This is a genomic window from Leptospira fletcheri, assembly GCF_004769195.1.
GTDB lineage: Bacteria > Spirochaetota > Leptospiria > Leptospirales > Leptospiraceae > Leptospira_B > Leptospira_B fletcheri.
Genome location: NZ_RQET01000001.1, coordinates 205619 through 231798 on the forward strand (window position 1 = coordinate 205619; position 26180 = coordinate 231798).

The following is a 26180-nucleotide window of genomic DNA, read 5'->3' on the forward strand; positions in this document are numbered from 1 at the left end:
AGCGTTTTTTTTCCGAAAGAAAAACCGTTTCCAAGAGCATTTAAGGATAAAGTCTTTCCATCATCCGGGGGAAGGGAATGCATTCCCGGATATGCGAAAGGCCGCAAATCCAGGCGATCAACCGTTCCGATCCCAACCCGAATCCGGAATGAGGAACGGATCCGTACTTGCGCAATTCCAAGTACCATTCGTACGACTCCACGGGCAGTTTTTCCTCCTCCAATCTTTTTACGATATTGGAATAGTTCTCCTCCCGTTCGGAACCTCCGATGATTTCCCCCACTCCGTCAGGAGCGATGAGATCCGCATTCAAGACCGTACGAGGGTCCTCCGGATTCACTTTCATGTAAAAGGCCTTGGCTTCCCTAGGATATTTCTGTATGAAAACCGGTCCTCCGTACTTTCGAACCAACATCTGCTCTCGCTCCGAATTGATATCGTCTCCCCACACGATGTCTTCCTTTTCCGATCGGAGAAACTCCAGCGCATCCTTGTAATCGATCCGAGGAAACTGCCTTTCCATATATTCCAATAGAGGTCCGGGGTCCCGCTCTAATACTTTCAATTCCGGAAGACAAGCTTGCACGGTTTGCTTTACGACGGTTTGGATAAAGTCTTCCTGCAATTCCATGTTTTGTTCGTGAGAAACGAAGGCGCTCTCCACTTCCAACATCCAAAATTCCGTTAGGTGCCTTCTCGTTTTACTTTTTTCCGCCCGAAAGGTAGGACCGAAACAATACACCTTGTTGTGGGCGAAGATGGCTGTCTCCAGATAAAGTTGGCCCGTCTGCGCCAAGTACGCGCTCCCTAAATCGAAATACTCCGTGGAAAAAAGCGTCCCCGCAGATTCCCCTATGGAGCCCGTCAATATGGGAGTGTCGATCAGGGTGAATTTCCGTTCGTGAAAATACTTCCGGATGGAAAAGGACAGCTCGTCCCTGACTCTCAGAATGGCAAGTTGACGACTGGACCGCAACCAAAGATGACGTTGGGATAATAGAAAGTCTATTCCGTGATCTTTCGGAGTAATGGGATAATTTTCCGACTCCCCGATCTTTCGAAAAGATTCCAAAACCAATTCGTATCCGATCGGAGATTTTTCGTTCTCCACCAGCTTTCCTGTGACGGAAAGGGAAGTTTCCTGCTTGAGATGTTTGACTTCGGAAAAGGTCTCTTCCCCTAGCAGTTCCTTTTCCGCGAGGACTTGCAGAATTCTTCCCGAATTCCTAAGGCTTAAAAATTGTCTGGCGTTCGAACCCCTGATTCCGTGTACCCAGCCTTGGATCTTTACAAGCTGTCCCCGGTATTCTGATAGTTCGTTTAAGGAAATCGTTTTGGGTTCGGACATGGATCGTATTTTAGCTCCAAGGCAGGACTGAAAAGGATTATTTTGGAATGACATTCAAGGACGAAAGGAAATCCTGATTCTATGGATCCCAGGCTGTTAGACGGCAAAAAACTCTCCCAAAAAATCAAAGATTCGATCGCGGAGGAAATCCGACAGATGGTGGCGGCGGGAAAAAATCCCCCGAAGTTAGCGACCATTCTCGTCGGGAGCAATCCGGCTTCCGAAACCTACGTCAGTATGAAAGTAAAAGCCTGTCATTCCGTGGGAATGCTCTCCGAAAAAATCGAACTCCCGGAATCCACGACCACCGAGGAACTCTTGAATGTCATCGACCGGTTGAACGCGGATCGGAACACTCACGGAATTCTATTGCAACACCCTTGTCCTCATCAGATCGACGAACGCGCGGCATTCGATCGGATCTCTTTGCAAAAGGACGTAGACGGAGTGACCACTCTTTCTTTCGGGAAACTCTCCATGGGAGTGGAGACCTTTCTCCCCTGCACTCCTTACGGTATGATCCTCTTATTGCGGGAATACGGAATCTCTCCGGAAGGAAAACGGGCGGCGGTGGTCGGAAGATCGCCGATTCTAGGAAAACCGATGGCCATGCTCTTAACGGAAATGAATGCCACGGTCACGCTTTGTCATTCTAAAACGAAAGGTTTAGAAGAAATCGTCCGTAACTCCGACATCGTCGTAGGCGCCGTAGGCAAACCGGAATTCGTAAAAGCTTCCTGGATCAAGCCCGGTGCGGTTCTCCTCGACGCGGGATACAATCCGGGAAACGTAGGGGATATAGAGATTTCCAAAGCCAAAGAAATCTCCTCCTATTATACTCCGGTGCCGGGTGGAGTCGGTCCCATGACCATAGCCGTCCTTCTACTCCAGACTTTGTATTCCGCAAAAGATCACTTTACACCCCCGCTAAAGTGAAAACGATGTATCCCTAATGGCTATCAGTTTCGACGAATGCTTCCAAACCTATCCCACTTTCCAGCCTCCGGCGGATCTGGACGAATTTTGGACGGAAGCGATTCGGGAACTCAAAGGTTTTCCGGTCAAAAACCAGACCAAGGCCTTGTTGAAAGGAACCATACTTAAAGAAACCATTTATGATATTTCCTTCCAATCCTACGGAAACGCCACCTTAACCGGAAGCCTCGTCATTCCGCGGAAACGGGGAGACCTTCCCGTACTGGTATACTTTCATGATTACGCCAAAGACCGTCCTCAGATCATCAAAGGATTGACGGAAGCGGGAATCGCACAAATGATCCTGGACCTGAGAGGTCACGGCGCCCAACTCATTCGCCCCGTACTGAAGGAAGGGGAACTTCCCGATCCGGATTGGACTCCCGGTTATTTCCGCAAAGGTCTGGAAGCGAAAGAATCGTTTTTTCTAAAAGCAATGTACCTGGATGTCATCCGGACCATAGAGTTTTTGAGGTTAACGGACGGAATCGACGGGGAAAAAATCATTCTCGCAGGAAAGGGCTTAGGCGCCTCCATGTCCCTCTTCGGAGCGGCCCATTCCAATCGGGTAAAAGGAATCATTCTAGAAACGCCTAACTTCTGTTATATCGAGGATGCCCAATTGAAATTGGGAACGAACTGGAACAAGGAAATCTCCGAACAGTTGGCGGCTTCGAAATCCAAGAAGACGGTTTTACGTAAAAACCTTTCCTATTTCGATACCTTGAATTTTTCCAAAAAGATCAAGGTTCCCACATTAGTCTCCGTCGGAATGGAAGATCGGGTTTCCCATCCGAAATCCGTCTTTGCCCTTTTCAACCATATACAAGGCGATAAAAGAATGCAGGTATATCCGACGGAAGGCAACGAGGCAGGCATTGCGGGAGACAAACAGAATCTTGCAAATCTGGAATTCGCCAAAGAAATCCTGATTTCCGAATGAGAGAGGTTCGGTTCCATAACACTCTTAGCGGGAAAAAGGAACCTTTTTTACCCCAAGACAAAAATAAGGTCCGGATCTATTCCTGCGGTCCTACGGTTTACAACTTCGCACATATAGGAAACCTACGCGCTTTTTTATTCGTGGATCTGTTACGTCGTTCTTTGCGGGCTTTGGGATTCGTCCCGGAGATGACCATGAACATCACCGACATAGACGACAAGATCATACGCGAGTCCATCTCTTCCGGACAAAGCATCCAGGAATTCACTCGTCCCTGGACCGAGGCGTTTTTCCAGGATCTAGATACGGTGGGAATCCAAAGGCTGGAACACTATCCGAAGGCGACGGATTCCGTCCCCGAGATGGTGGAGATCATTCGTCTCTTACGGGAAAAAGGTCTGGTCTACGAAAAGGAAGGAAGCCTCTACTATTCCATTTCGAAATTTTCCGGATACGGCAAACTTTCCCATATCGACTCGACGGGGATGAAAACCGGCACCAGGTACGACACCGACGAGTATGAAAAGGACGACGTCCGCGATTTCGTCTTATGGAAATCCCCGAAGCTGGAAGGAGAAGCGTTCTGGGATACGGACCTCGGCAAAGGCAGACCGGGATGGCACCTGGAATGTTCCGCCATGATCCGTAAAATCTACGGTTCCGGGATAGACATTCATACGGGAGGCGTGGATCTCACCTTCCCCCATCACGAAAACGAAATCGCGCAGAGCGAAGGCGCATATCCAAATGAGTCCTTCGTAAAATACTGGCTCCACTCGGAACACCTTCTCGTAAACGGCGAAAAGATGTCCAAATCCAAAGGAAATTTTTTTACTCTCAGAGACCTTTTGCAAAAAGGAGCCGATCCGAAAGCGCTTCGCTTTTTGCTCTTAGGAACGCATTACAGGAGCAAACTGAATTTTACCTTCGATCGTCTGGAAGAAGCGGACCAAGCGGTTCACCGTATCCAGGCTTGCCTCGATCGTTTATTAAAGGAGAAAGAAACGCCAAGTCTCTCACCCGACGACGCTTCCCCGATTCCGACTCTGGAGCTTTGGGAGCAGATGCTGGATTCTCTTGCCGATGATCTGAATGTTTCCAAATTTCTGGCCTACGTATATGAAGCCGTAAAATCCTTAAACCAAAGACTGGACAAACGATCTCTTGCGGGTCCGCAGGTGGAAGCCGCTCTGGAATTCTTCCGCAAAGTGGACGGAATTCTCGGAATCCTGGAATTCGAATGGAAACCGGAAACCTTGGACTCCGAGATAGACGAACTCGTGCAAAAGAGACAGGAAGCCAGAAAGAATAAGGACTTTGCCCTCTCCGACCAAATCAGAGATAGGCTAAACGAATTGGGAATTATAGTGGAAGATACCAAAGACGGATTAAGGTGGAAAAGAAAGTGAGTCGGTCGGATTTTATATACGGCAAGAGGAACATTTCGGAAAACTTGGTCCGACATCTCGAGTTAGGATCCGAGCTTTCCTTTCGGGAAGTCTGGGTAAAGGCGAATCCCAACCAAGAATTAAAGGAAATCCTAAAACGACTTCCGAAACATGTCAAAGTCAACGAAGTCTCCTTAAGCAAATTGGATCAGCTCGTTCCGGGTTGCAACCACCAAGGAATCATCGCCCAAAGAATTCTACTTCATAGCGGAGATAAAAAATCCTTCGAAGAGCATTTGAAATCCTGTAAGGGACCTATCCTAATTCCGGACCGGATCCAAGACCCTGGCAACTTGGGAAACATACTTAGGACGGCCGAATGCTTCGGAATCGAGACCGTGTTGATCCCGGATCGGGAATCTTCCGGAATCACGCCGGTAGTGGAAAAAACTGCCTCGGGAGCTCTGGCCTACTTACAAGTGTTTCGTGTGGGAAATCTCGCTCAGCTTCTGGACAAATTAAAGAAACGGAATTTTTGGGTAGTTTCGACCGCCGACCAAGGAAGCGAAGATTGGTCCAAGGTTCCTGCTTGGGAGGACCTGGTCATCCTGATGGGAAACGAAGGGGAAGGAGTCAAAAGAATCCTTCTGGAGAAATCCGATTTCGTTTTACGGATCCCTCTTCACGGTCATATTTCCTCTCTGAACGTCACAGTGGCGACCGGGATCGTTCTGGACAGACTCAAGAATCGCCCTCTTCCGTAATCCGATCGTCATCGGAACGGACGTTTTTCTACGCTATCCGTACGTTTTTACTGCTTGCGAAAGCGCTGCGAGTCATGCGACTCTTAAGAAATGTTCGGACATCTCTCCTATGGGATCTGCCTCCTCCTATTGATTTTCATCGGCTTTCCTGCCTGCAAGGTGCATGACTTAAAAGCCAAGTTAACGCCCCACCATCACGAATCGGCTACGGACAAACTGATCAATTATATCCTTTTCGAATATTATACGGAAACGAACCATGCCTTATACCGGTACGTCAACATTCTCAGTCCGGTACCGGCCACTAAATCCCAGATCAACGCGGATTTTTTCGGCGATCCTTCCGTCGGACAGGTTTCCGGAAAAACGAAGCTGATATTCATCCACGGTTGGGATTTTACGGAGCGGAACACGGATCCCCCTACCGACAAATACACGAAGGTGACAAAGCTTCTCGGCACCTGGAACCAGGCCTTGGAATTTGCCGATAATAACGTATCCAATGTGTATTCTAATTATGAAATATACGTTTTTACTTATAGAACTTCCGATTACGTCGCCAACAACGGAAGAAGGTTCATAGACACATTAAATACCTATTTTGCCACTGCAGATAAGGTGATCATCCTGGCGCATTCGATGGGTGGCTTGGTATCTAGGGCGGCCCTGTATCATCCGAACAATACGAAGGATGTCATAGATAATATTGTCAGTCTGGGAACTCCTTATTACGGATCTCCCTTTGCCTCTCCTCAATACCAGAACAACGATCTTTCCTCCATAGGAAGTATCGTCGGATTCGTCACCGGCACTCCGGGCGGAAAGGATTTAGGTTACACGAATGGGGGCACATTAGGTTCGAATCCGCTTCCGGGCCAAACGATTTCCGGCTCCTACAATCCTTATCTGGAAAGTCTACTAGGACAAACGTTTAGGGACTCCAAGGTTTCGGTCTATTACGGAGATTTGGCCGGATCCTGCTCTGGGCATGACGTGATTTATGCCAGTGGTTGCCTCATTCTGAACTCGACTAGCCCTCAGTTTCCGAACACCGACGGAATCGTGTCCACCTATTCCGGCCAACTTTACGGTAATCCGGTGGCGGGGAGATTCTCCCAATCAGGGTTCGACCATTCCCAAATGTCCTTCCGAAACCCCGCCAACCCTTCCAGTACGGCCGCCGTCCAGACTTTCTTTTCCACCGTAATCACCTATACCAACGGTCTCTAAAAGACCCCGAAGACCGAAAATCGGGCACGCGATCAAAGCCTGACTTTGATCCCCATTTCCCGCATGTTTTTTTTGGTTTCCTCAATGGTGTATTCCCCGAAATGGAAGATGGACGCCGCGAGTACCGCATCTGCCTTTCCCCTCAGTATCGCTTCCACCATGTGCTCCGGATTTCCCGCTCCGCCGCTAGCTATAACAGGTATTTCTAAATTAGAAGAAAATGATTTTAAAAGAACGATATCGAAACCTTTTTTGGTCCCGTCCCTATCCATGGAAGTCAACAGGATTTCTCCGGCCCCCCTTTCCTGGGCTTCCCTACCCCAGTCCAGAGCCTCCCGACCCGTTTCCGTACGCCCCCCGTGCAGAAAGACCTCGTATCTATCCCTTTCCTTGTGGAATTTCACGTCCACTGCGCAAACGATGCATTGCGATCCGTAAATTTCTGCGGAAGCGGTAAGTAATTCCGGATGCTGGTACGCGGCGGTATTGATGGAAACCTTATCCGCCCCTTTTTCCAAAACCGCCCTTACATCTTCCAGAGTCCGGATTCCACCGCCTACGGTAAAAGGGATAAAAATACGTTCCGCGACGGCTTCCACGAGATGAATTAAAATATTTCTCTTGTCACTGGACGCAGTGATGTCCAAGAAACAAAGTTCATCCGCGAGATTGGTCTCGTACACCACTGCGGATTCGACCGGATCTCCGGCATCCACTAGATTCACGAAATTGACGCCTTTGACGACACGCCCGTCCTTGATATCCAGGCAGGGAATGATTCGAGCCGTCAATTCGCTCATCGGATCGTATCCGGTAAATCGACCTTAGGATCGATCCGAGAAGAGAGAGCCTGCACAAACGAGAAGATTTTCCCTTCCCCCAATTCCGGTCCGGTCACTTGTAACCCGATCGGAAGTCCCTGGGAATCCTTTCCGACCGGAAGAGATATGGCGGGAACTCCAGCCAAATTCACGGACGTGGTCAGAATATCCGCCTTATACATTTGGATCGGATCCGAAGTTTTTTCTCCGATCTTAAACGCCGTGGTGGGAGAAGTCGGCTGCAATACCAAATCCACTTTGGAGAAATATCCTTCGTATTCTTTCCGAATAAGCACTCTTGCTTTCTGGGCTCTTCCATAGTAAGCGTCGTAATACCCTGCCGAGAGAGAGAACGTACCTAACAATATCCTTCTTTTGACTTCGGGTCCGAAACCTTCGCTGCGACTGGCTACGTACAGATCTTCCAATTTTCCCGCAAGATCCTTTCTGGATCCGAAACGTATACCGTCAAAACGGGAAAGATTCGAAGAACATTCCGCAGTCGCAATGATGTAATAGATCGGAATCGCCGAACCTAATTTCGAAAAATCCAACTCGATCAGCTCGGCCCCTTCGGCCTTCAATTTCTCTAGAACCTCGGAATACGCTTTTGCCACTTCAGGGGAGATTTCGGAACTCATCTTCATGACTCCCAACTTCAAACCTTGAATCTTCAAGGATTGCTGTTTAGAAGGATCATAGGAGGAAATATTCCTGGAGCTGGCGTCTCTAGGATCCTTTCCGGAGATCACGGAATACACATCCACGACTCCCTGCAAATCCTTGGACAAAGGTCCGATCTGGTCCAAGCTAGACGCATACGCCACCAACCCGTATCTGGAAACGGTTCCGTACGTGGGTTTCAGTCCGTAGATCCCGCAAAGGGAAGCCGGCTGCCGAATCGATCCGCCGGTATCCGATCCCAAAGCGACCGGAACCATAGACGCGGCGACGGCAGCTGCGGATCCTCCTGAGGAACCTCCCGGAATCCGAGTCGTATCGAACGGATTCGTAGTCACCTGGTAAGCCGAATTTTCGGTGGAAGATCCCATGGCGAATTCGTCCATGTTCGTCCTCGGAAACAGTACGAATCCTTTTTCCAAGAGCCGTTCCACTACGGTCGCGTTGAACGGAGAACGATAATTCTCCAGAATACGCGAAGCGCAAGTGGTGAGCATGTTCGCCACACAGATATTGTCCTTGATTCCGATCGGAATACCGTCGAACTCGGAGAGTGGCTTTCCGTTTTTTCTCCTTTCCGTACTTTCGGATGCGGCTTTGAGTACGAACTCTTTTTCGTAGGAAAGGAAGGCCTGTATTTTCGGATCGACCGACTCGATCCTTTCCCAAAGGGATTCCGCCAATTCTGTTGGAGTGAATTCCCCCGAATTGAGTCCGCTTTTTACCTGAGAATAATCCAATTTCCAGAGGGTTTTCATGTCTCGATCACCTTCGGTACTACGAAATAACCGTTTTGAAAGTTAGGGGCAAAGGATTCGATCTCTTGGCGAGTCAATCCGTATTCGATCTTGTCATGCCGCACCGAATTTCCCGAATTTGGATACAGGTCATCCTCCGTGATAGAGCTCACGTCCAGCTCCTTGATCGTATCCACGTAATTTAGGATTTTATTAAAATCTTGGAGAAACGGTCCGACCTCTTCGGAGCGTATCCTAAGTTTAGCCAGGTCTGCGATCTTTTTCAGGGATTCTTCGTTTAAATTCACGAGTTCGTTTTCTCCTTTTTCCCGGATCCTTATCAATAGGCGTTTTTATCCATCAACCCCATAAAAGGAGTGAGAAGAATGATCTTAATGTCTAGCCATAAGGACCAATTTTCGATATAATAGATATCCGCCGCTATCCTTTCCTCGATCGAGGTATCTCCCCTAAGTCCCTTCACCTGAGCCAATCCGGTGATTCCGGCCTTTACGGCGTGTCTCCGCATATAATGCCTATGATCGCTCTTGAATTTTTCTACAAAGTGAGGGCGTTCCGGTCGGGGACCCACGACGGACATATCCCCCAAGAGCACGTTAAAAAACTGCGGGGTTTCGTCAAGGGAGGTCTTTCTCATGATTTTCCCGATTTTCGTGACCCTTGGGTCGTTTTGGACGGTCCAAGTGGTTTCTGACCTGGATTTTTCCTGGACGACCATACTTCTGAATTTGATCATCCGGAAACTTTTATTGTCCAACCCAACCCTTTCCTGCATATAAAACACGGGACCTTCGGAGGTCAATTTAATGAGAATCGCCAGAACAAGATAGAACGGAGAGAAGAACAGGATAAAGACTAGAGAGAAAAGGATGTCGAAACTCCTCTTAATGAATCGATTGTATCCCAAACGAATCGGAATATTCCGGATGCTGATGACAGGGAGTCCGTCCATTTCATCCACCCGCCCCTTAGCGGTGATGAACTCCTGGAATCCCGGGATCACTTTCAGATCGATTCCCTCCGTATCGCAGGAATCCAAAACGTCCTGTAGATATTCCCCTTCCTCGTTGTTCAACGCATAGACGACAAGATCCGGTTTTACTTCCTCCAGAACTTTTTCGATTTTTTCGGCTTTTCCCAAAACCTTCATCTCTTTCCGAAGAGGTTTTACATTCTTACCGGAAACGTATCCCACGATCTGGTAGCCGTAGATTTGGTGACGAAGAACGGAGTCGGCAAAACGACAGGCGGTTTGTCTGACTCCGATCACGAGCACCCTACGCAGATTGTATCCCTTACTCCTAAGATATCTCAGGACCTGTCTGGTCAGAAAATGGAGAATAGTGGTCGAAAAAATATTCGTACCGGCGAATGCAAGAATGAAGGTCCGGGAAAACCTTTCGCTCCCGAGATCTCCGCGGAAAAAGAAAAGCAATGAAAGAACCAAAAGCAGGTTCAGAAACACCCCGCCGAAAATCACCAAAAACTCGTCGGCAAAGGAGAGACCTCGTCTCGGATGATACAGGTCCACCGAAAGGAAGACCAATACTTGCGATAAGGAAAGCAGAAGGGAAAGGATCGCGTAACTTTCCGTATCCACATACGACCGATCAACTCCGCTCGGGTCCAGAAGATGGAACCTCAGAAAGAAAGCGAACAAGCAGCTTCCCAAGGAAAAAATCACATCCAGGAACACGAACAGAAGTTTAAAAGTCTGACTCCTCTCTTTAAGCATTTGTCACTCCGAATCCACTCCGTCCAGAGCGCCGGCCCGCAAAGGACGTTTTTTGAACCGATAAATACGCATCCTTGTCAACTGAGAGGTATCTTCCGTCCCTATGGTCAGGTCCGTCAAGGAAACGGAAAAGAATATGGACTGGTCGTAAAAGGTCACCTGGCTGGCCCCGGTGGTTCCTCCCGGGACCGAGCGCAAATCGCTACTCAAGCCCAGTTTTAAATTCATGGTATGCAGATTGTATTTGATCACGCCCATGACCCGGTTGATGTTCAGAGCGGTGCTCCTCTGAGCCTGGGTTCCGTTGACTCCCGTTCCGTTGGCCAGATCCTGCCAAATGTTGGTGGAATTCATATTCATGGAGGTAAAAGGCGCCGTAGGGTCCTTATCCACGATATATCTTTGGTAATAATAGCTATCCGTTTGGTTGGTATATCTCCACGGTTCGGTTACTCTGGAATCCAGTTCAGCCTCGAACCCGAGCTCCCTCGTGATGTCCACGCTGGCCTTTAGGAAAAAGCGGTAACTATCTATCATAGAAGCGTAATAGACATGATACCAGGTTCCTCCCGCTTCGAATTCCCGGATATAGCGTAAAAACGGCAATCTGAACCCGCCGAGTTTATAGGAAACCGTCAGGTTATTGGAAAGAGGTCGATGCAGAGGCGTATGATAAACGAAGTCATTGTTGAAAAAGATTCCCGTATAAAAGCTTCTTTTCCTTTCGAGTAAACTTCTTCTCCTGCGACTCAACCCGTCCAGAAAGTCTATGTAACCTGCAAACCGAAAAACGGTGTAATACCAGCGATCTTGGCTGGTAGGCTGAGGCTCATATTGGGAGGAAAAATTCCTGAGGTCTCGCATCGTTTTCAGGGAAATTTCGAAATTCTCCAGAGCGTAACTTTCCAGGGAGAGTTCCAATTCGTGCTGCCGATTCTTCATCAAAACCGGATCCTGCAAATCCGGTTTTTCCGCTTCCACCTTCCTGTATGTGGCATTAAAGAAGAGAACCGGCGCTCCGATCCTCAGGTTCGTGTTCGTACGAAAGTATTGGTAGCTGTCTCTCGCGAGACTTCTTTCCAACGCGGTAAACGTGGTTTGGGAATTCTGACTATTGGACGGAATCGCCGCCGATTGTTTTTTGGCCCCGTAATACAACGTAGGAGAGAGGGAAATATAACTTCCGAAATTCATCGAAGTCCTGAATCCGGTCTCTCCTTGCAGAAAGGTCTGAGTCCGCAGTAGGTTCTCCTTATAGTTTCCGTTGGGATCCTGATAATTTCCGTCCGGGGTGGGGATCTGCAGAGTCTGGCGGACCGGTGCTCCGTAAAAACGAAGAAGAGAAGTGGTAAGATACGTATCCCAATAAACCGGAGTATCGAAATAAGGAAGCCTGGTCAGTTCCGAGTTGTTCTTGATCGTTACGGAAGGTAGAACGTCCACCGTCGGAAAATATCCGGACTTGTTCTGCGGACTCAGAATATAAAAGAGCATATTCCGTTTCATGTTCACGTTTACGGAAAGATCCCCGCGGTTCTCCGTATAATCCGCCTTCCATTCCAAGTTATTCCTGACATACCCGAACCGAACGTCCCTGTACGTATACAAAGACTGCAAACTGTTACTGGGTTGGTATCTGTTTCCGTACTCGTATTCGAAGAGTCGATTGGTATAGTTCTCGTATTGGATCGCGAAGTTCCTGGTTACGTCTTTTTCCGTGTTATTCGTTTTGGAATTCAGGAAAATTCTCGCCTTTCTCCAGGGCTCGCTTTGCTGTCCTATGTTCGGATAGCCCAGCCAATTCGTACCCTTGTCCACTTCGTTGGTCACCGCAGTAGTGGCCAAGCTGAATCGATCCTGAAAAGCGGAAGTGATCTGGTAGTCCTTATGGTTGGCATATCCCAAATCGATTAAGTAGTTTAGTGCCCCGCTCTGTTTCCACATCTCGAGCTGTACGGCTTGTCCCGTCTTTTCATAATAATCCGCCCGAAGTTTGTATCCCATAGGAGCCAGAAAGTTGGTGGGTAGAGCGGACCACTGATACGAGTTCTGCATGAACAACCCTTGCGTGTTGTTCTTTCCCATTTGTGTGATCCACCCGTTGCCCAAATTATTGGTATAAAAAGCCGGGAGCCAAAAAACGGTTCTGTCACCGATCTTAAACTGTACGTTGGTGGCGAATGCGGTCTGATCCTCGTACAGAATCACCTTCCTGACTTCGAAGGAATAGTGGGGTTTTTCCGCATTGCATCCGGTAAAATATCCCATCTCAAGCAGATAGCGCTTATCGTCTAGTTTCTTGAATTTTTCCCCGAAAAAATACGCCGGAGCCATGCTTCCTTTGGTTTTATAGACGACCCCTTTATCCAGCTTATAATCGTAAATGAATTTGTCGCCTTCCACCTTGGCTCGGCCGTCTTCGAAACGGATTCCGCCTTCCGCGTAGATTTCCTGCCTCTCCGAATCCACGGAGATCGTTTCCGCTTCTAAGTGTCCGCTTCTTAATTTTAACCTGACCCTTCCGCGTAAAACAAGAACTCCTCCTTTGGTTTTATCCACCCGGAGGAGCTCTCCTTCCGCCGCATTTTCGATCACGATCGGCGGGTCTTTTTTGGGAGCCTGCGGAATCTGAAGGTTCTCGGGAGCGGAGAGATCCTTCTCCTCCAAAAAGGCTTTCAATCTCTGTCGTTTCGTATAGATCGATCCTTCCCTCGTCAAGCCCAGGTTTTCCAGTTGTTCGTCGACTTCTCTTTCGGTAAGAGACTCTATGGATCGGGAAAGTAGTTTATTCCGGGTCTTTACCGCGGATTTGGAGGATTCGTCTTCCCCGCTAGCGGAAGAATCCGCGCCGCGAGGAGTGCGTGTGGGATCCGCTCCCTGGGCCCAAGTGACCGTAGGGATAAACAGCAGAAGTGTGAATGTGCGGATCCAGAGGCGCATTCCAATCAAGGCCACAATCTACGTTCCGGTTAGGCCTGCATCAATTTAATTTATAGAAGATCAAGACGGCTGACCCCAGCAGGATCCGGTATACCCCGAAAGTATCGAAGGAATGGGATTGGAGAAACCGAAGGAACCACCGTATGACAAGAATGCAGAGTAGAAACGAGGCCAAAAATCCGAACCCTAACACCGGCAAGGTGTCTCCGTTGAGAATATGCCTATGTTTGTAGAGTTTATAGATCCCTGCGCTTAACAAAACCGGAACCGCAAGAAAAAAGGAGAACTCGGCGGAATGACGGGCGTCTTTCTTCAAGAACCTTGCCGTCACGATCGTCGCAGCGGACCTGGACATTCCCGGAACTAAGGCGGTGCATTGGAAGATTCCGATCAGGATCGCATCCTTCAGCCGAATCGGTTCCGGATTCCGATCAGCGTTCTGTTTCCGAAACCATGCTTCCGCCAAAAGAATCAGAATTCCTCCCCCGACCCAGGCGGAACCCAAAATCAACAAAAGGTCCTCCCTCGCTTTGATCTTGTCCAAAAATCCCTTCAAAAGAAATCCGACCGCAAGAATAGGCAGAGCCCCTACCAAAATCTGAGACACGAAAAGGATGCCGGTTGCATCCTTCTCTTTGCCGCGAACGTAATTCAGACTAAGAGTGATGTGATGTAAAAAGCGGTCCCGGTACAGAACGATTACCGAAAGAATCGCTCCGCTCTGGATAAAAATATCGAAAAGATCGTCGAATTCTCCTCCTTCCGCAAAAGGGAAAAAGGAGGAGAACAGGAACAAATGTCCGGTTGAGGACACCGGCAGGAATTCCGTAACCGCCTCGATGACGCTTCGGAATAGGGCGTTTAGGAAAGATTCCAAATCTAAATACGTTTCGACTTTCCGGAAATCATTTAGCTTCGGAGGATTCTTTTTTCTCCGTTTTGGCGGCTTCCGGGAATACGATATTTTTGCTTAAGTAGTTTTCCAAATCGAACTTTTCGTTGTGCTTGATCGTAACTCCTTCCTTGACCCTTTCCAATACTTTGGGATAGACTTCCATAGAGCGACGACTTTTGATCTGCGCTCTCGCAAGCAAAAGACAACGATCGATCGGAAGGGTATTCACTTCCGCATTCCGTTTTCTTAATTCACCGCACTCCGTCTGAGCTTCTTCTTCCGAAATCTTTATCTTGGATTCCACTTGCTCGGCGATGTAGAGGTTGGAAATCAACTGCATCTCCTGGAACTTTAAGATTTCCTTAATATCTGCCCTTTTGGTAAATCCGCTTTTGTCCGCGACCAACTTGATCATCATCATCTGGCGATAACGATCAAAAAAGGTTTTTTTCTGAAATTCGTCGCGGAGAGGTCTCATCTGTTCGGGAACTTCCGCGGCATCTTTCGTAATAAAATCTATGATGTTCTTTTTTTCTATGTTTTGAGTGCGGCTTAGGGTATCGATTGCGGTCTCATAAGCGCTTTCGAAACTGCCGACGGTGATCTTCGTTCCGTCAATGGATTCGATCACTGGAGTACCGTCTCCGCATCCGATAAAGAAAACATTGAAAAAGAAAATACTGAGCAAAGGAAGTATGCGTTTCATATAAGGAATTTCCTAAGCAAAAATTAGTGATCCACTCCTTCTCGTCTATTACTTTTTAACGGGCTGCATCTCCGTCAGAAGATACACTAGATTCGATAATTTTTCTTTTTGATTCGCCTTACCGGGAAGATAGAGTAGCACGTTCGGTTCTCTCGGATTCATGGTCAGGCCGACCCTAGCTGAGATCAAGTTCACGATTTTCTCGTAGCTTCCTAGGAAATGCGGGCCGGATTTCATTCGAATTTCTTCTCCGACTTCGGCTACAGTTTCAAAACCGATACGTGAGGCAAGAGTGCGGATCTTTTCCAACAAAAGGAAGGTTTTTGCCTCTTCCGGAGGCTCTCCGAATCGATCCACCATTTCGGCGGAAATCTCTTCGATCTCGTCCATGTCTTTCGCACCTTCAAAGCGCTTATAAAACTCGATTTTCTGACGTGTATCCGGTATGTACGTTTCCGGAATGTAAAAATCCGTTTCCAAATTGATCGCAGTTCTGACTTCTACGGGAATTTCTTCTCCCCGAATTTTTGCGATGGATTCTTCCAGCATCTGGACATACAAATCGAATCCCACTTCCATGATATCGCCGGACTGTTCCTTTCCGAGCAGATTTCCTGCGCCGCGAATCTCCAAATCCCTCATAGCGACCTTGAATCCGGAGCCGAGTTCCTGGTACTCGTAAATCGTGTTCAGCCTCTTTTCCGCATCCTCGGTTACCACTCGATCTCTCGGTAAAAGCATATACGCATAGGCTTTGCGATCGCTGCGCCCTACCCGGCCGCGAATCTGATACAGCTGCGAAAGGCCGAACAAGTCCGCCCGTTTTACGAGCAGGGTATTCACGTTCGGGATGTCGATACCCGACTCAATGATGGTGGTCGTGACCAGAATATCGTACTTTTTGGCGTAAAAATCCACCAAAGTCTCTTCGATCTCGTCTTCCGTCATCTGGCCGTGAAGAACCCCGATCGAAGCCTCGGGAACGATTTCATTCAAGCGCTTGGTTTCCCGCTCTATGGATTCCACACGATTGTAAAGATAAAAGACCTGCCCCCCTCTGGAAAGTTCCCTTCGGATCGCGTCCCTCACCAAATCGTCATCTTCTTCCAGTACGTAGGTCTCTACACTCTGACGGTTTTTGGGAGGAGTCGCTATGATGGAAAGTTCCCGGATTCCGGTTAAAGCCATATGCAGGGTTCTCGGAATCGGCGTGGCGGTCAGCGTGAGCACGTCGACCAAATTCTTCAACTTCTTGATGGATTCCTTATGGTTCACGCCGAATCTCTGCTCTTCGTCGATGATCAGCAGCCCTAGATTTTTCGGGTGAACGGAATTGGCGAGAATCGCGTGCGTCCCGATGATCATATCCACTTTTCCTTCGGAAAATTTCTTCAGAACCTGTTTCGTTTCCGAGGCGGTACGAAGTCGGGATATGAGCTCGACGGAAATGGGATAATTCTCGAATCTCTTCTTAATCGTATTATAATGTTGTAAAGCCAAAATGGTGGTAGGCGCAAGCATAAGGATTTGCTTCCCAGCCATCGAGACCTTAAACGCCGCGCGAATGGCGACTTCCGTTTTTCCGTATCCTACGTCCCCGCAGATCAGACGATCCATCGGCCTTGGAGACTCCAAATCTTTTTTGACAGCTTCGATCGCGTCTATCTGATCCGGGGTTTCCTCGTATTCGAATTCCGCCTCGAATTCCTCCTGATAGATCGTGTCTGGAGGAAAAGCGTAACCCTGGAGCTTTATCCTGTTGGAATACATGCGGACCAGGTCTTCCGCCAAGCCTTCCACCGCTTTTTGAACCCGGTCTTTGGTTTTTTTCCAGGTGCTTTTTCCTAGACTGTCCAGCCTGGGCTTTTCCGTTCCCCCGACGAAACGTTGCACCAAGGAGATCTGATCCAAAGGAACGAAAAGACTGTCTCCTCCGTGGTATTCGAGTTTAAGAAAATCCCTTTCCTTTCCTCCCGCATTTACCCTTTCTATCTTGAGAAAACGCCCGACTCCGTGGTTCACGTGAACGATAAAGTCGCCCTCTTTCAGATCTAAGAAACTCTGGATCGCTTTACTATTCTGTTTTTTGAATCTAGTTTTCCGTTTGTATTCCCGGCCGAATACGTCGTTTTCCGAAAGTAGAAGGATCTTTTCCTCTTCCCAAATAAAGCCGCTACGAATCTCGGATACCGCCAAGAAGACATCCTCTCGTCCCTTGGAGAAAAGGATCTCCTCAGGTTCGACGGACTCCGGATTTAAAAGATGAATGTCCTCCGATTCGAACAATCCCTGTAGTCTCTTCGTCTGGGCCTCGAAGGAGGAAGTCAATAGGACGGTCCATCCCCCATCTTCCCGCAACTGAGCGATCTTTTCCCTCACTTCCCTTATTTTCCCTTTAAAAGAAGGGGCCTCTTTCAAAGGACAGACCAAGTCCTCCGGGCCTGACGGCGGAAGTTGGGAAAAAAGGATACCTTCCGCATTCTCGACCGATTTGAATTCCTTTTCTAGAGACAAGAGAAAAGAAGGTGGAGCGCACAACACTTCTTTATTCCTTTTCTCGTAGAGCGACTCGAATTCTCTTAACAAATTCGCGAGTTTTTCCTGCGAATCCTTCGGAGAAGGAAACAAAAGTAGCGGCGGCTCCTGAAAATAGGACAAAAAGCCGGTATTTTGCCGCACGAAAGGAACCAACTCTTCGAAATAGGTTCCTCCGGAGTCGTCCGGAATTTCGGGAAGATGAAGGGAAGAATCCGCTTCGGATATCAATTTCCGATATGCGATTTTTTGTTCCTCTGTAAGGACGTATTCGTCAGCGGGTAAAATCCACGCGTTCTCCATGCTTGACAAGGATCTCTGCGTTGCCGGATCGAAAGTGCGGATGGATTCGATCTCTTCTCCGAAAAAATCGATCCGAATCGGATCCCGCGAAAGAGACGAGAATACGTCCAAAATTCCGCCCTTCAGACTGAATTCCCCGAACGCTTCACATACGTCTTTTCGGGAATAACCTAGACGCAATAGCTCGCGAAGTAAAGCTTCCAAACCGAACTCTTGTCCGACTTCCAATTTGATCGTTCTACTTTTCAACGCCTCGGGTGCCGGAACGGATTTTAGAAAGCCGGCCACGGACGTGAATAGGATCGCCTTTTCACCGGAAAGAATCTTGGCCAAAACCTTGATACGTTCCCGTTTCATTTCCTGAGGGTAACGCATATACTCGTACGGTAGAACTTCCTGACCCGGGAAATAATGGGTTCGTTCCGGTTTGAGAAAACTGAGGGATTCGCGATAAAGAAACTCCGCTTCGGTATTGGTGGAGCTGATTACCACTACGGATCGCGGACTTATATCTCCGATCAGAGAGGCCAACAAGCCGTGAACGGAAGCAGGAGCCGAAGCGATTCTTCGGAGGTGGTTCCAGGATTGCAGTATCTTTTGGGAAAGCGGACGCTTCCAATCGGCGGCGGAGACTTCGACTCTTGACATGAACTTTCTAAGATATCCGAACGGTAGTATTATCGATTAAACGAACTTGTCCGACGAAGGCCGCCGCGGCCAGAAGTACTTCGCCTTTCAAGATCTGTAATTCTTCGAGTGTGTCCGCATCCAACACCTCCAGATAATCCGTCCGAAGAGAAGCGGAGGAATCCAAGACGTCGGACATGACGACCCTCACGGCTTCCGGATCCTTTTCCCCGTTTTGAATTAAGCTTTCTCCCAAGCGTAGCGCTCGAGACAATAGAAGCGCCTCATCCTTTTCCGAATCCGACAGTCTAGCGTTCCGGGAACTTAAGGCTAGGCCCTTGGGATCACGCACTGTTTCCACTCCGATGATCTCCATCGGAAAACCTAACATGCGCACGAATTCCTTTACGATCAGGTACTGTTGGTAATCCTTTTTGCCGAAGTAGGCCCGATCCGCCTCGACTGCATGAAAAAATCTGGATAGAACCAAGAGCACTCCCTCGAAATGCCCCGGTCTCGTAGTCGCATCCAGATTCCGCATCAATCTGGGGATCCGAAGTTCTATACTCGGAATTCCCCCAGGATAGACGGTATCCTTGTCCGGCAAATAGACCAAATCCACCCCGACGGCTTTGCAGAGTTCCAAATCCGTTTCCGTGCTGGTCGGGTATTTGGAATAATCTTCAGGGTCGTTGAACTGAGCAGGATTTACGAAAATGGAAACGACCGTTCTATCGTTCTCCGAAACGGAACGAGAAAAAAGCGCTCCGTGTCCTTCATGCAGAAACCCCATGGTCGGCGCAAAGCCGATTTCCGCACCGTGATGCTTCCAGCCCTGGACGACTTCTCGCAGTTCATTCGGATTTTTTAATACGATCATATGGTTACTTTCCGGTAATACGGATTTTCACGGAATTCCCGTGTTCCTCGTCCAGCCCTTCGAATTCGGAAAGAACTTTTACGTGCGGGTACAGTTCCGTCAAGGAAGCCGGATTCACTTCCTGGTACGTCACTCTCTTCAGAAAGGTGGCGACGCCTAAGGAGGAAAAAATTCGGCTTCCTCCCGCCGTAGGAAGAATATGGTTCGTTCCGCTGATATAATCCCCCATGGCAACCGGAGAGTACGGTCCTAAAAAGACGGAGCCTGCATGTTTGACTCCCCGGAATAATTCCTGATAATTTCTGGTTTGGATCTCCAAATGTTCGGGTGCGTATTCGTTGGAAAATTTTAAGCAAGCGTCCAAGTCGGGAAAGACCAAAATCCAACCCTCGTTTTCGATCGAAGCGGATTTCATCTCTTTCCTCTTGGGCCTTTGTATGAGAGCCAGATCCAATTCCTCCGAAACCCGTTTTGCGAATTCCATAGAATCGGTGCAAAGGATGGCCGCGGAATCTTCTCCGTGTTCCGCTTGGGAAAGAAGGTCCGCCGCAACCCAATTCGGATTCGCGGAATCGTCCGCGATGATCAATACTTCGCTCGGCCCGGCCGGACTATCGATTCCGATTCTTCCCTGCCCACTCAGGATGATCTTGGCTGCGGTCACGAATTTATTTCCAGGACCGATGACGAATTCCGATTTGGGGATGGTCTCCGTACCGAACGCGGCAGCAGCGATTCCTTGCGCTCCTCCGACAGTGATGATCGCATCCGCTCCTGCTACCTTTGCCGCGGCAAATAGACCGTCCGGAATCCCCCCTTTTTGGGGAGGAGTCACGATCTGAACATGCGGAACTCCGGCGATTTTCGCCGGAATCACTCCCATCAGAATGGTGGAAGGATACAATGCCTTCCCGCCAGGAGCATAAACGGAAACCGACTCGATCGGAGTATAACGGATTCCTAAACGATTCCCCGAAACGATCGTATCCAATGGAGCAGGAAATTGCGCCCTATGGAAGGCCTCTATATTCTCCTTCGCTTTTTCCAGAGCGTTTTGGAGATCGTTCGAAACGGAACCTTTCCATTCCGAAATCGGATGATAAAACGATTCGCATTCCAGCTTGTCGAACCGGAGGGTCAATTCCCGGAGCGCCCTGTCCCCTCCAGTACGGACCGCGTCCAAAATCGGAGAAACCAAAGGAAGAGTTTCTCCTAGGTCTTCTTTGGCACGCTCTAAGATCGGCTTGAGAGAAAAGCTCCCGTCTACTTCCCGGATACGAATCCCCATAGGGGACCAGTTTTTTTCTTTCCCTCTTGTCCGCATCCCGAAAATCCTGGGAAACCCCATCCGATTTTATGAAAGTAATCTGTTTAAATTGTAACGGTATCCGTGCCTCCTGGACCAAGGGACTAGGAGAATTCCTCGAACAAGAAAACCCCGATTTGGTTTGTTTCCAAGAAACGAAGGCGCAACCCGACCAACTTGCTCCGGAACTTTGGGAGAAATTGGGGTACAAAGCGTATTTCCACTCCGCCGAAAAGAAAGGATATTCCGGAGTGGGCCTCTGGACCAAAAAAGAGCCGAAACAGGTAACCTACGGAATCGGGGTGGAGGAATTCGATAAGGAAGGAAGAAGCGTTCTCGCCGATTTCGGAGGGTTTGCCCTTTGGACGGTTTATTTTCCCTCCGGAACCACCGGAGATGTACGACAAGCCGCTAAAATGCGCTTCCTTGCCGAATTTTTAAAGATTTCGCAAAAAATGAAAAAAAAGCACCCAAACATCATCCTCTGCGGGGACGTAAACATAGCCCATACGGAAAAGGACATTCACGACCCGAAAGGAAACGCGAAAAGCAGCGGATTTTTACCGGAAGAAAGAGCCTGGCTCACGGACTTCCTAAAAACGGGATGGCTGGATTCCTTCCGAGCCTTGTACCCGGAAAAACAGGAATATTCCTGGTGGACCTTCCGGGCGGGAGCCAGAGGAAAGAACAAGGGTTGGAGGATCGATTACTTCTTTGTTCCGGAGGAATTGAGAAAAAAACTGAAAAGCCTAACCATCCAAAAGGACCCGATCCTTTCCGATCACGCCCCCATGATTTTAGAAATTTCTTTATAACGGGAATTTCAAAAGACGAAAAAGAAATCTATTTCTTCGGAATCTTTAGGTCGAACTTGGGAAGGTTCTTTTTCAGGAATTCCGTAAGTTCGGATTCGAAAATCAACACGGTATCGGTGATCCTCTCCGGGGATTTGGAGCGCACCATTTTCTTTTGAAGGAGTTTTCCGGAAAATAAGATCGGATCCTTCCAAAAGGGAACCCGTAATTCCAGGGTCGCGTTTTGACCTTCGGGTTCCGGATGAAACCGATCCAAGGTCAGGCTAAGAGAAGTCCCTTCGATTCCCGCCCAAGTCGCCGGAAAATGACCGGATTCGGAATGCACCTCTACCGGAACTTTTACCGTTTGGAAAAATCGGTCCTTGAATTCTCGTACTAGCCTGTCCAATCCGGGGATTTCCACGAGTCATTACGTCCCTGATCTTTACTAAGAAATAAGACTTTGTGCAATGCAAACAAATTTCCGTTTTCAAAAAAAAAATCGGATTTTTTCTGCTATTTTTTCCGGAAATTCGAAGAAAATAAAAAAGCCCTCCCGGAAATTCCGGAAGGGCCGCATAAAACTTCCCGATCTGGGAGGAATTATTGGTTGCTTGCCGCGTTGGAAGCCATGCTCAGAAAGTAACCGTTGGTATCATACCAAGTTTGTCCGGTATACAGCGCATTCGTCGCTTCCAAGTGATCCACACCCGAAGTTAGGATTCCGTAAGAAGGTCCGCCCATCCAAGTACCCCAAAGTTGCGAGGAAGAAGGAACCACTCCGTCGTTCGCGATGCTCAGTCCGTAGAACGGAGCTCCGATCGCACAAATCGGATAGGTCAAACCCATTGCAGGGTGTTGGATTAAATCCGGAACGGTAATAATGGATCCATAGGAGAAATACTTCACGCCGGAAGCGTTCGGAGTAACGCTGTTAAATGCAGCCAACCCGTCGGTCGTCAGAAGTTTCAACCCTGCGATCGCATTCTCGTTCGATTCGCCGTAAACCACTCCTACAATCGCGTTGAGCACGGTTGCCACATAAGGCAATGCCCAACTCGGAATCACTGCCGCTACTACGTTTGCCACCGGGCTACCATAGTGAGGAGTATTCAAAGTGGTAAGACTCGCAACTCTACCGGACATTCCAAGATTGGATACCATATAACGTGAATCCAACCCACCTTGGGAATGGCCGATGATATTGATCTTGCCGTTATAATTGTTTGCCGCCAATGCGGTTAAGATTGCGGTCTTCAAAAGGCCCGCTCTATTTGCGGAAGAATCCATCGCGGTAACGGTAGGAGTGATTACCGTAGCTCCTTGCGACTGGAGGTAAGCTGCGTTTCCGCCCCAATAGTCAATGATCCCGGAGTTGCTTCCCCATCCGAAAATTCCATGAGCCAATACAATGGGATACGAACCGGAAAGTGGTTTAGCCGAAGAACCGCCACCGGAAGCCATTAACGAACCTGACACTAGAAAAACTAGTAACGAAACGATCCAAATCCTCGCTACACGAAACATCTTAAACCTCTTCTCTTGCACTATTCTCTTGAGGAAGCTTTCCCTCCGGCCCTTTCTGTGTTATGGGTCCTTCTTCAGGAACGAGCGCCTCATTTGTTTCTCTTCGTTTTCCGCATTCATCCGTTTTTATTTATTCAAAACGTTTGATATAAATTATACCAAACTTTTTATTTCGAACAACCCGGATCACCACACCAAAGTGGCGAGAGAGATAGAAACAGCAATGTTAAGAGAAGTCAATCAATTAAAAAGTTTTGTCTCCAAAATTTAGGGTGTTTGAATTTATTTATATCAATCAATCGGTTTAAATTAAGGCAGCTCGGGAGGGTTTTGAGATCGATTCGGATGGAATTTCTTCTCCAGGAACCTTCCGATTCCGGTGCAGATGGAGTCCTAAAACTGAAAACGGGAACTCAGGACTTCCGGTTCAAGCTGGAATACGGGGTCGCACGGTTTCTACCGTTGGCTTTGGATTGATACAATGCTTCATCCGCCATACGAACCATATCTTCACGGTTCATTTCGTTTTTGTTTCCTTGGCCGGTAGCTACACCGATACTCACGGAAACGATTTCCAACGTTTCGGACATTTTGTGCGGGATCTGCAATTCCAGGATCTTCGTCCGAACCTTCTCCGCAACGACCATGGCCCGCTCTTCGTCTGTTTCGGGCAAAATGATCGCAAATTCTTCCCCGCCGTATCTTGCCGCAAAGTCGCCGGCTCTTTTCGCGGTTTCCTTTAAAACGGATGCGACTTTTCGGATGCAATCATCCCCTGCTTGGTGGCCGTACGTATCATTGAACCTCTTAAAGAAATCTATATCGATCAATAGGAGAGAGATCGGTTTTTCGGAGCGACTGGCCCTCTTCCATTCCACGTCCAGAATCTCGTCGAAAAATCTTCGGTTCCAAACTCCGGAAAGCCCGTCCGTTCTAGAGACTCGAAGAAGGGTCTGGTACGCTTCGGAGAGTTTGTCCGTGATTTCTTCCAGATCCTTTTCCCTTTGCCGCCTCTGCACCATCTCGTGCCTCAGTCTAAGAGCGGAACGCACTCTCGCCCTAAGTTCCGTGGCGTCGAAAGGCTTCGTAACATAATCCACCGCTCCCGCTTCGAAAGCGGATTCCAAAGTGTGGGTATCGTGTATGGCGGTGATGATGATCACGGGAAGATCTGCGAGTTCCTCCCGATCCCCGAATTGGCGGAGAAGGTCCAGCCCATTTTGGCCTCCCGGTAGGAGTATATCCAGCAGTAACAGGGATACGGGTCGCCTTTTCTTCGGATCCCCGCTCAAACCCAACCACTCCAAAGCGGTCTCCGGATTCTGCGTGGAAATCACTTCCCCATAGCCCGCCTTTTTTAGGATCCTTTCCACCAAAAGGCAGTTTTCGGGGGCATCGTCTAAAATCAAAATTCGGTCTTTCCGTAGGTCCGGAGAAGTCATCGTCTTTTTTCCGAGCTCTGGCAGCGAATTTTGCATCTACTCGGCTTATTTGACGACCAATTCTTTTGTTACACTCCAGTTTCTGGAGAAATTTGTGGAGCTTTTCGAAAAGTTCTAGAAAGTCGAAAAGGAGGCGTTTCGCCTCTTTCATTCCAGCGAAAATTCCAGAGCGAACCTGGTTCCCCAATCCCCCGTATTCAGATCCAAACCCGCTTTGAGTTGTTTAGCTAGGATTTTCACGAGTTGCAATCCGAGGGTTTCTTTTTGTTCCACCTCGCTTAAATTCCGAATCCCCTGTCCGTTATCCCCGATTTCCAGTTTTACGGTATTTCCCTCCCGGCCCGCGCTCACGAAAAAGGTTCCGGAATTTTTCCGTTGGTAAGCGTATTTCAGCGAATTCGTCGCGATCTCGTTCAGAATCATTCCGAGGGGAATCGCCTTTTCCACCTCTAAACTCAATTCTCCTACGTCTACCTTGCGTTGGATTTTTTCTCCTGTTCCGTAAACGTTCCACAGATTGTCCAAAAGCTTGTCCACGTACGAACGCAGATTGACTTCCGCTAGATTCTTGGAATTGTACAATTCGTTATGCACTAAGGACATGGAGTAGATCCTACTCTCGGTGTCCTTCAACTCCCGAATAACCACCTTGTTCTTCGCGTAATTCGTCTGCAAATTCAGAAGGCTGGCCATGATCTGCAAATTGTTCTTCACCCTATGGTGGATCTCCTGCAAAAGGATTTCCTTATCCCGAATGGATTCGCGCAAGGATTCTTCGGCCTGTTTCCATTTGGTGATATCCACCACGATGGCTAAAACGATTTCTCGATTCCGCAATCTGAATTTATAGGAAGTCACCTCTACTAGGATCAGCTCCCCGTTCTTTTTTCTGTGAACGGAGGCGATCGGATGATTCTTTCCGCTTTTGAGGTGCACATGATCTTCCATCGCCTTTTTGGCCTCGGAAGAGATGCGTATGTCCGAAATAGCAAGCCTTCGAACCTCCTCCCAGCTGTACTCGTACAATTTTTCCACTTCTTGGTTCGCATCTATGACTTCCAGTGTTTCGTAATCATAGACCCATACTGCGTGCGGATTATTCTCGAACAAAAGCCGATATCTTTCCTCGCTGTCTCGGATCGTCGCGGCTTGTTCGTTCAGACGGAAAAGGAATTCATTCCGTTCTATAGCGTATAGAATCGATCTATGCAAGAGATACGGATCGAACCTTCCTTTGATCAGATAATCCTGAGCGCCTGCCTTCAAAGCTTCCGTTGCAAGGCCGGAATCCTCGGACCCGGAACAAATCACGATCGGTATCCTCGGAAATTCCAAACGGATTGCATCGAACCCGTCTAACCCGAAGCTGTCCGGCAAGGAAAGATCCAATACGATACAATCCAACCCTCCGAAGGAAGTTCTAAGTTGCTCCAGTCCGGAACCGACGGTCTGCGCAAAAGAAGTCTCCAACTCGTTCCCTGCGGCATCCTGTAGATAAAGATCGATGAGTCTCGAATCGGCAGGATTATCTTCGATGATGAGAATCCGCTTTGCTTTTACCAACGGGGGGAACGTCTGCATA

General features: G+C 48.4%; 21 protein-coding genes. 6 read left to right on the forward strand and 15 right to left on the reverse strand.

Annotation, left to right across the window (positions count from 1 at the left end; translation table 11 throughout):
- Positions 1–40: 40 nt before the first annotated feature.
- Positions 41–1348, reverse strand: coding sequence for an asparagine--tRNA ligase (asnS, locus tag EHO60_RS00985; protein WP_135766291.1), 1308 nt, complete (start codon positions 1346–1348; stop codon positions 41–43).
- Between the two features lie 81 nt (positions 1349–1429).
- Between asnS and folD the strand changes: the two genes are divergently transcribed.
- The 5 genes from folD to EHO60_RS01010 all read left to right on the forward strand — a co-directional run bounded on the left by folD (position 1430) and on the right by EHO60_RS01010 (position 6648).
- The gene (gene folD / locus EHO60_RS00990) at positions 1430–2284 is read left to right on the forward strand and encodes a bifunctional methylenetetrahydrofolate dehydrogenase/methenyltetrahydrofolate cyclohydrolase FolD (protein ID WP_135766292.1); all 855 of its coding nucleotides are present in this window, start codon (positions 1430–1432) and stop codon (positions 2282–2284) included.
- Between the two features lie 16 nt (positions 2285–2300).
- Positions 2301–3266 (forward strand): acetylxylan esterase, encoded by a 966-nt coding sequence (locus tag EHO60_RS00995; RefSeq protein WP_135766293.1) that lies wholly within the window; start codon positions 2301–2303, stop codon positions 3264–3266.
- Positions 3263–4675, forward strand: a complete 1413-nt coding sequence (cysS, locus tag EHO60_RS01000; RefSeq protein WP_135766294.1) for a cysteine--tRNA ligase — start codon at positions 3263–3265, stop codon at positions 4673–4675. Before EHO60_RS00995 ends, cysS begins: the two co-directional genes overlap by 4 nt.
- Positions 4660–5418 carry a 23S rRNA (guanosine(2251)-2'-O)-methyltransferase RlmB gene (gene rlmB / locus EHO60_RS01005; protein WP_210409301.1) on the forward strand — a complete coding sequence of 253 codons (759 nt, stop codon included), beginning with the start codon at positions 4660–4662 and terminating at the stop codon, positions 5416–5418. The genes cysS and rlmB overlap by 16 nt, the downstream gene beginning before the upstream one ends.
- Positions 5419–5508: 90 nt before the next feature.
- The gene (locus EHO60_RS01010; RefSeq protein ID WP_135766296.1) at positions 5509–6648 is read left to right on the forward strand and encodes an esterase/lipase family protein; all 1140 of its coding nucleotides are present in this window, start codon (positions 5509–5511) and stop codon (positions 6646–6648) included.
- Between the two features lie 32 nt (positions 6649–6680).
- On the opposite strand, the gene hisF is transcribed toward EHO60_RS01010, so the two are convergent.
- The 10 genes from hisF to hisD are packed head-to-tail and all read right to left on the reverse strand — an operon-like array spanning position 6681 to position 20817.
- On the reverse strand, positions 6681–7448 hold the full coding sequence (gene hisF, locus EHO60_RS01015) for an imidazole glycerol phosphate synthase subunit HisF (RefSeq protein WP_135766297.1): 768 nt from the start codon (positions 7446–7448) through the stop codon (positions 6681–6683).
- Positions 7445–8908, reverse strand: coding sequence for an Asp-tRNA(Asn)/Glu-tRNA(Gln) amidotransferase subunit GatA (gene gatA / locus EHO60_RS01020; RefSeq protein WP_135766298.1), 1464 nt, complete (start codon positions 8906–8908; stop codon positions 7445–7447). Before gatA ends, hisF begins: the two co-directional genes overlap by 4 nt.
- Entirely contained in the window at positions 8905–9195 is a 291-nt protein-coding gene (gatC, locus tag EHO60_RS01025) for an Asp-tRNA(Asn)/Glu-tRNA(Gln) amidotransferase subunit GatC (RefSeq protein WP_135766299.1), read from the reverse strand. The genes gatA and gatC overlap by 4 nt, the downstream gene beginning before the upstream one ends.
- A gap of 32 nt (positions 9196–9227) precedes the next feature.
- The gene (locus EHO60_RS01030) at positions 9228–10643 is read right to left on the reverse strand and encodes an undecaprenyl-phosphate glucose phosphotransferase (protein WP_135766300.1); all 1416 of its coding nucleotides are present in this window, start codon (positions 10641–10643) and stop codon (positions 9228–9230) included.
- A gap of 3 nt (positions 10644–10646) precedes the next feature.
- A complete protein-coding gene (locus tag EHO60_RS01035) occupies positions 10647–13583 on the reverse strand; it encodes an LPS-assembly protein LptD (RefSeq protein WP_135766510.1) in 2937 nt (978 codons plus the stop codon).
- 40 nt (positions 13584–13623) lie between these two features.
- Positions 13624–14460: an undecaprenyl-diphosphate phosphatase gene (locus tag EHO60_RS01040; RefSeq protein ID WP_135766301.1), complete on the reverse strand. Its 837-nt coding sequence runs from the start codon at positions 14458–14460 to the stop codon at positions 13624–13626.
- Positions 14461–14488: 28 nt separating this feature from the next.
- A complete protein-coding gene (locus EHO60_RS01045) occupies positions 14489–15184 on the reverse strand; it encodes a lipoprotein LipL31 (protein ID WP_135766302.1) in 696 nt (231 codons plus the stop codon).
- A 48-nt stretch (positions 15185–15232) separates the two neighbouring features.
- Positions 15233–18670, reverse strand: a complete 3438-nt coding sequence (gene mfd, locus EHO60_RS01050) for a transcription-repair coupling factor (RefSeq protein ID WP_135766303.1) — start codon at positions 18668–18670, stop codon at positions 15233–15235.
- A gap of 7 nt (positions 18671–18677) precedes the next feature.
- Entirely contained in the window at positions 18678–19529 is an 852-nt protein-coding gene (gene panC, locus EHO60_RS01055; protein ID WP_135766304.1) for a pantoate--beta-alanine ligase, read from the reverse strand.
- 4 nt (positions 19530–19533) lie between these two features.
- The gene (hisD, locus tag EHO60_RS01060) at positions 19534–20817 is read right to left on the reverse strand and encodes a histidinol dehydrogenase (protein ID WP_135766305.1); all 1284 of its coding nucleotides are present in this window, start codon (positions 20815–20817) and stop codon (positions 19534–19536) included.
- A gap of 68 nt (positions 20818–20885) precedes the next feature.
- Here hisD and EHO60_RS01065 point away from each other — a divergent pair, with 68 nt between their 5' ends.
- A complete protein-coding gene (locus tag EHO60_RS01065) occupies positions 20886–21650 on the forward strand; it encodes an exodeoxyribonuclease III (RefSeq protein WP_135766306.1) in 765 nt (254 codons plus the stop codon).
- A gap of 28 nt (positions 21651–21678) precedes the next feature.
- Here EHO60_RS01065 and EHO60_RS01070 read toward each other — a convergent pair whose 3' ends face one another.
- From EHO60_RS01070 to EHO60_RS01085, 4 genes are all read right to left on the reverse strand, one after another.
- Complete coding sequence (locus EHO60_RS01070; protein ID WP_425460255.1) at positions 21679–22053, reverse strand: hypothetical protein; 375 nt, start codon at positions 22051–22053, stop codon at positions 21679–21681.
- A gap of 179 nt (positions 22054–22232) precedes the next feature.
- Positions 22233–23156: a lipase family alpha/beta hydrolase gene (locus tag EHO60_RS01075; protein WP_135766307.1), complete on the reverse strand. Its 924-nt coding sequence runs from the start codon at positions 23154–23156 to the stop codon at positions 22233–22235.
- A gap of 413 nt (positions 23157–23569) precedes the next feature.
- A complete protein-coding gene (locus EHO60_RS01080; RefSeq protein WP_167880132.1) occupies positions 23570–24598 on the reverse strand; it encodes a GGDEF domain-containing response regulator in 1029 nt (342 codons plus the stop codon).
- Between the two features lie 147 nt (positions 24599–24745).
- Positions 24746–26179, reverse strand: a complete 1434-nt coding sequence (locus EHO60_RS01085; protein WP_135766309.1) for a sensor histidine kinase — start codon at positions 26177–26179, stop codon at positions 24746–24748.
- Position 26180 lies beyond the last annotated feature (1 nt).

What these genes read in the sequence shown, in the direction of transcription:
- asnS (WP_135766291.1), bottom strand. Translation starts at nt 1,348, where the DNA reads ATGTCCGAACCCAAAACGATTTCCTTAAACGAACTATCAGAATACCGG.
- folD (WP_135766292.1), top strand. Translation starts at nt 1,430, where the DNA reads ATGGATCCCAGGCTGTTAGACGGCAAAAAACTCTCCCAAAAAATCAAA.
- EHO60_RS00995 (WP_135766293.1), top strand. Translation starts at nt 2,301, where the DNA reads ATGGCTATCAGTTTCGACGAATGCTTCCAAACCTATCCCACTTTCCAG.
- cysS (WP_135766294.1), top strand. Translation starts at nt 3,263, where the DNA reads ATGAGAGAGGTTCGGTTCCATAACACTCTTAGCGGGAAAAAGGAACCT.
- EHO60_RS01010 (WP_135766296.1), top strand. Translation starts at nt 5,509, where the DNA reads ATGTTCGGACATCTCTCCTATGGGATCTGCCTCCTCCTATTGATTTTC.
- hisF (WP_135766297.1), bottom strand. Translation starts at nt 7,448, where the DNA reads ATGAGCGAATTGACGGCTCGAATCATTCCCTGCCTGGATATCAAGGAC.
- gatA (WP_135766298.1), bottom strand. Translation starts at nt 8,908, where the DNA reads ATGAAAACCCTCTGGAAATTGGATTATTCTCAGGTAAAAAGCGGACTC.
- EHO60_RS01030 (WP_135766300.1), bottom strand. Translation starts at nt 10,643, where the DNA reads ATGCTTAAAGAGAGGAGTCAGACTTTTAAACTTCTGTTCGTGTTCCTG.
- EHO60_RS01035 (WP_135766510.1), bottom strand. Translation starts at nt 13,583, where the DNA reads ATGCGCCTCTGGATCCGCACATTCACACTTCTGCTGTTTATCCCTACG.
- EHO60_RS01045 (WP_135766302.1), bottom strand. Translation starts at nt 15,184, where the DNA reads ATGAAACGCATACTTCCTTTGCTCAGTATTTTCTTTTTCAATGTTTTC.
- mfd (WP_135766303.1), bottom strand. Translation starts at nt 18,670, where the DNA reads ATGTCAAGAGTCGAAGTCTCCGCCGCCGATTGGAAGCGTCCGCTTTCC.
- panC (WP_135766304.1), bottom strand. Translation starts at nt 19,529, where the DNA reads ATGATCGTATTAAAAAATCCGAATGAACTGCGAGAAGTCGTCCAGGGC.
- hisD (WP_135766305.1), bottom strand. Translation starts at nt 20,817, where the DNA reads ATGGGGATTCGTATCCGGGAAGTAGACGGGAGCTTTTCTCTCAAGCCG.
- EHO60_RS01065 (WP_135766306.1), top strand. Translation starts at nt 20,886, where the DNA reads ATGAAAGTAATCTGTTTAAATTGTAACGGTATCCGTGCCTCCTGGACC.
- EHO60_RS01075 (WP_135766307.1), bottom strand. Translation starts at nt 23,156, where the DNA reads ATGTTTCGTGTAGCGAGGATTTGGATCGTTTCGTTACTAGTTTTTCTA.
- EHO60_RS01080 (WP_167880132.1), bottom strand. Translation starts at nt 24,598, where the DNA reads ATGACTTCTCCGGACCTACGGAAAGACCGAATTTTGATTTTAGACGAT.
- EHO60_RS01085 (WP_135766309.1), bottom strand. Translation starts at nt 26,179, where the DNA reads ATGCAGACGTTCCCCCCGTTGGTAAAAGCAAAGCGGATTCTCATCATC.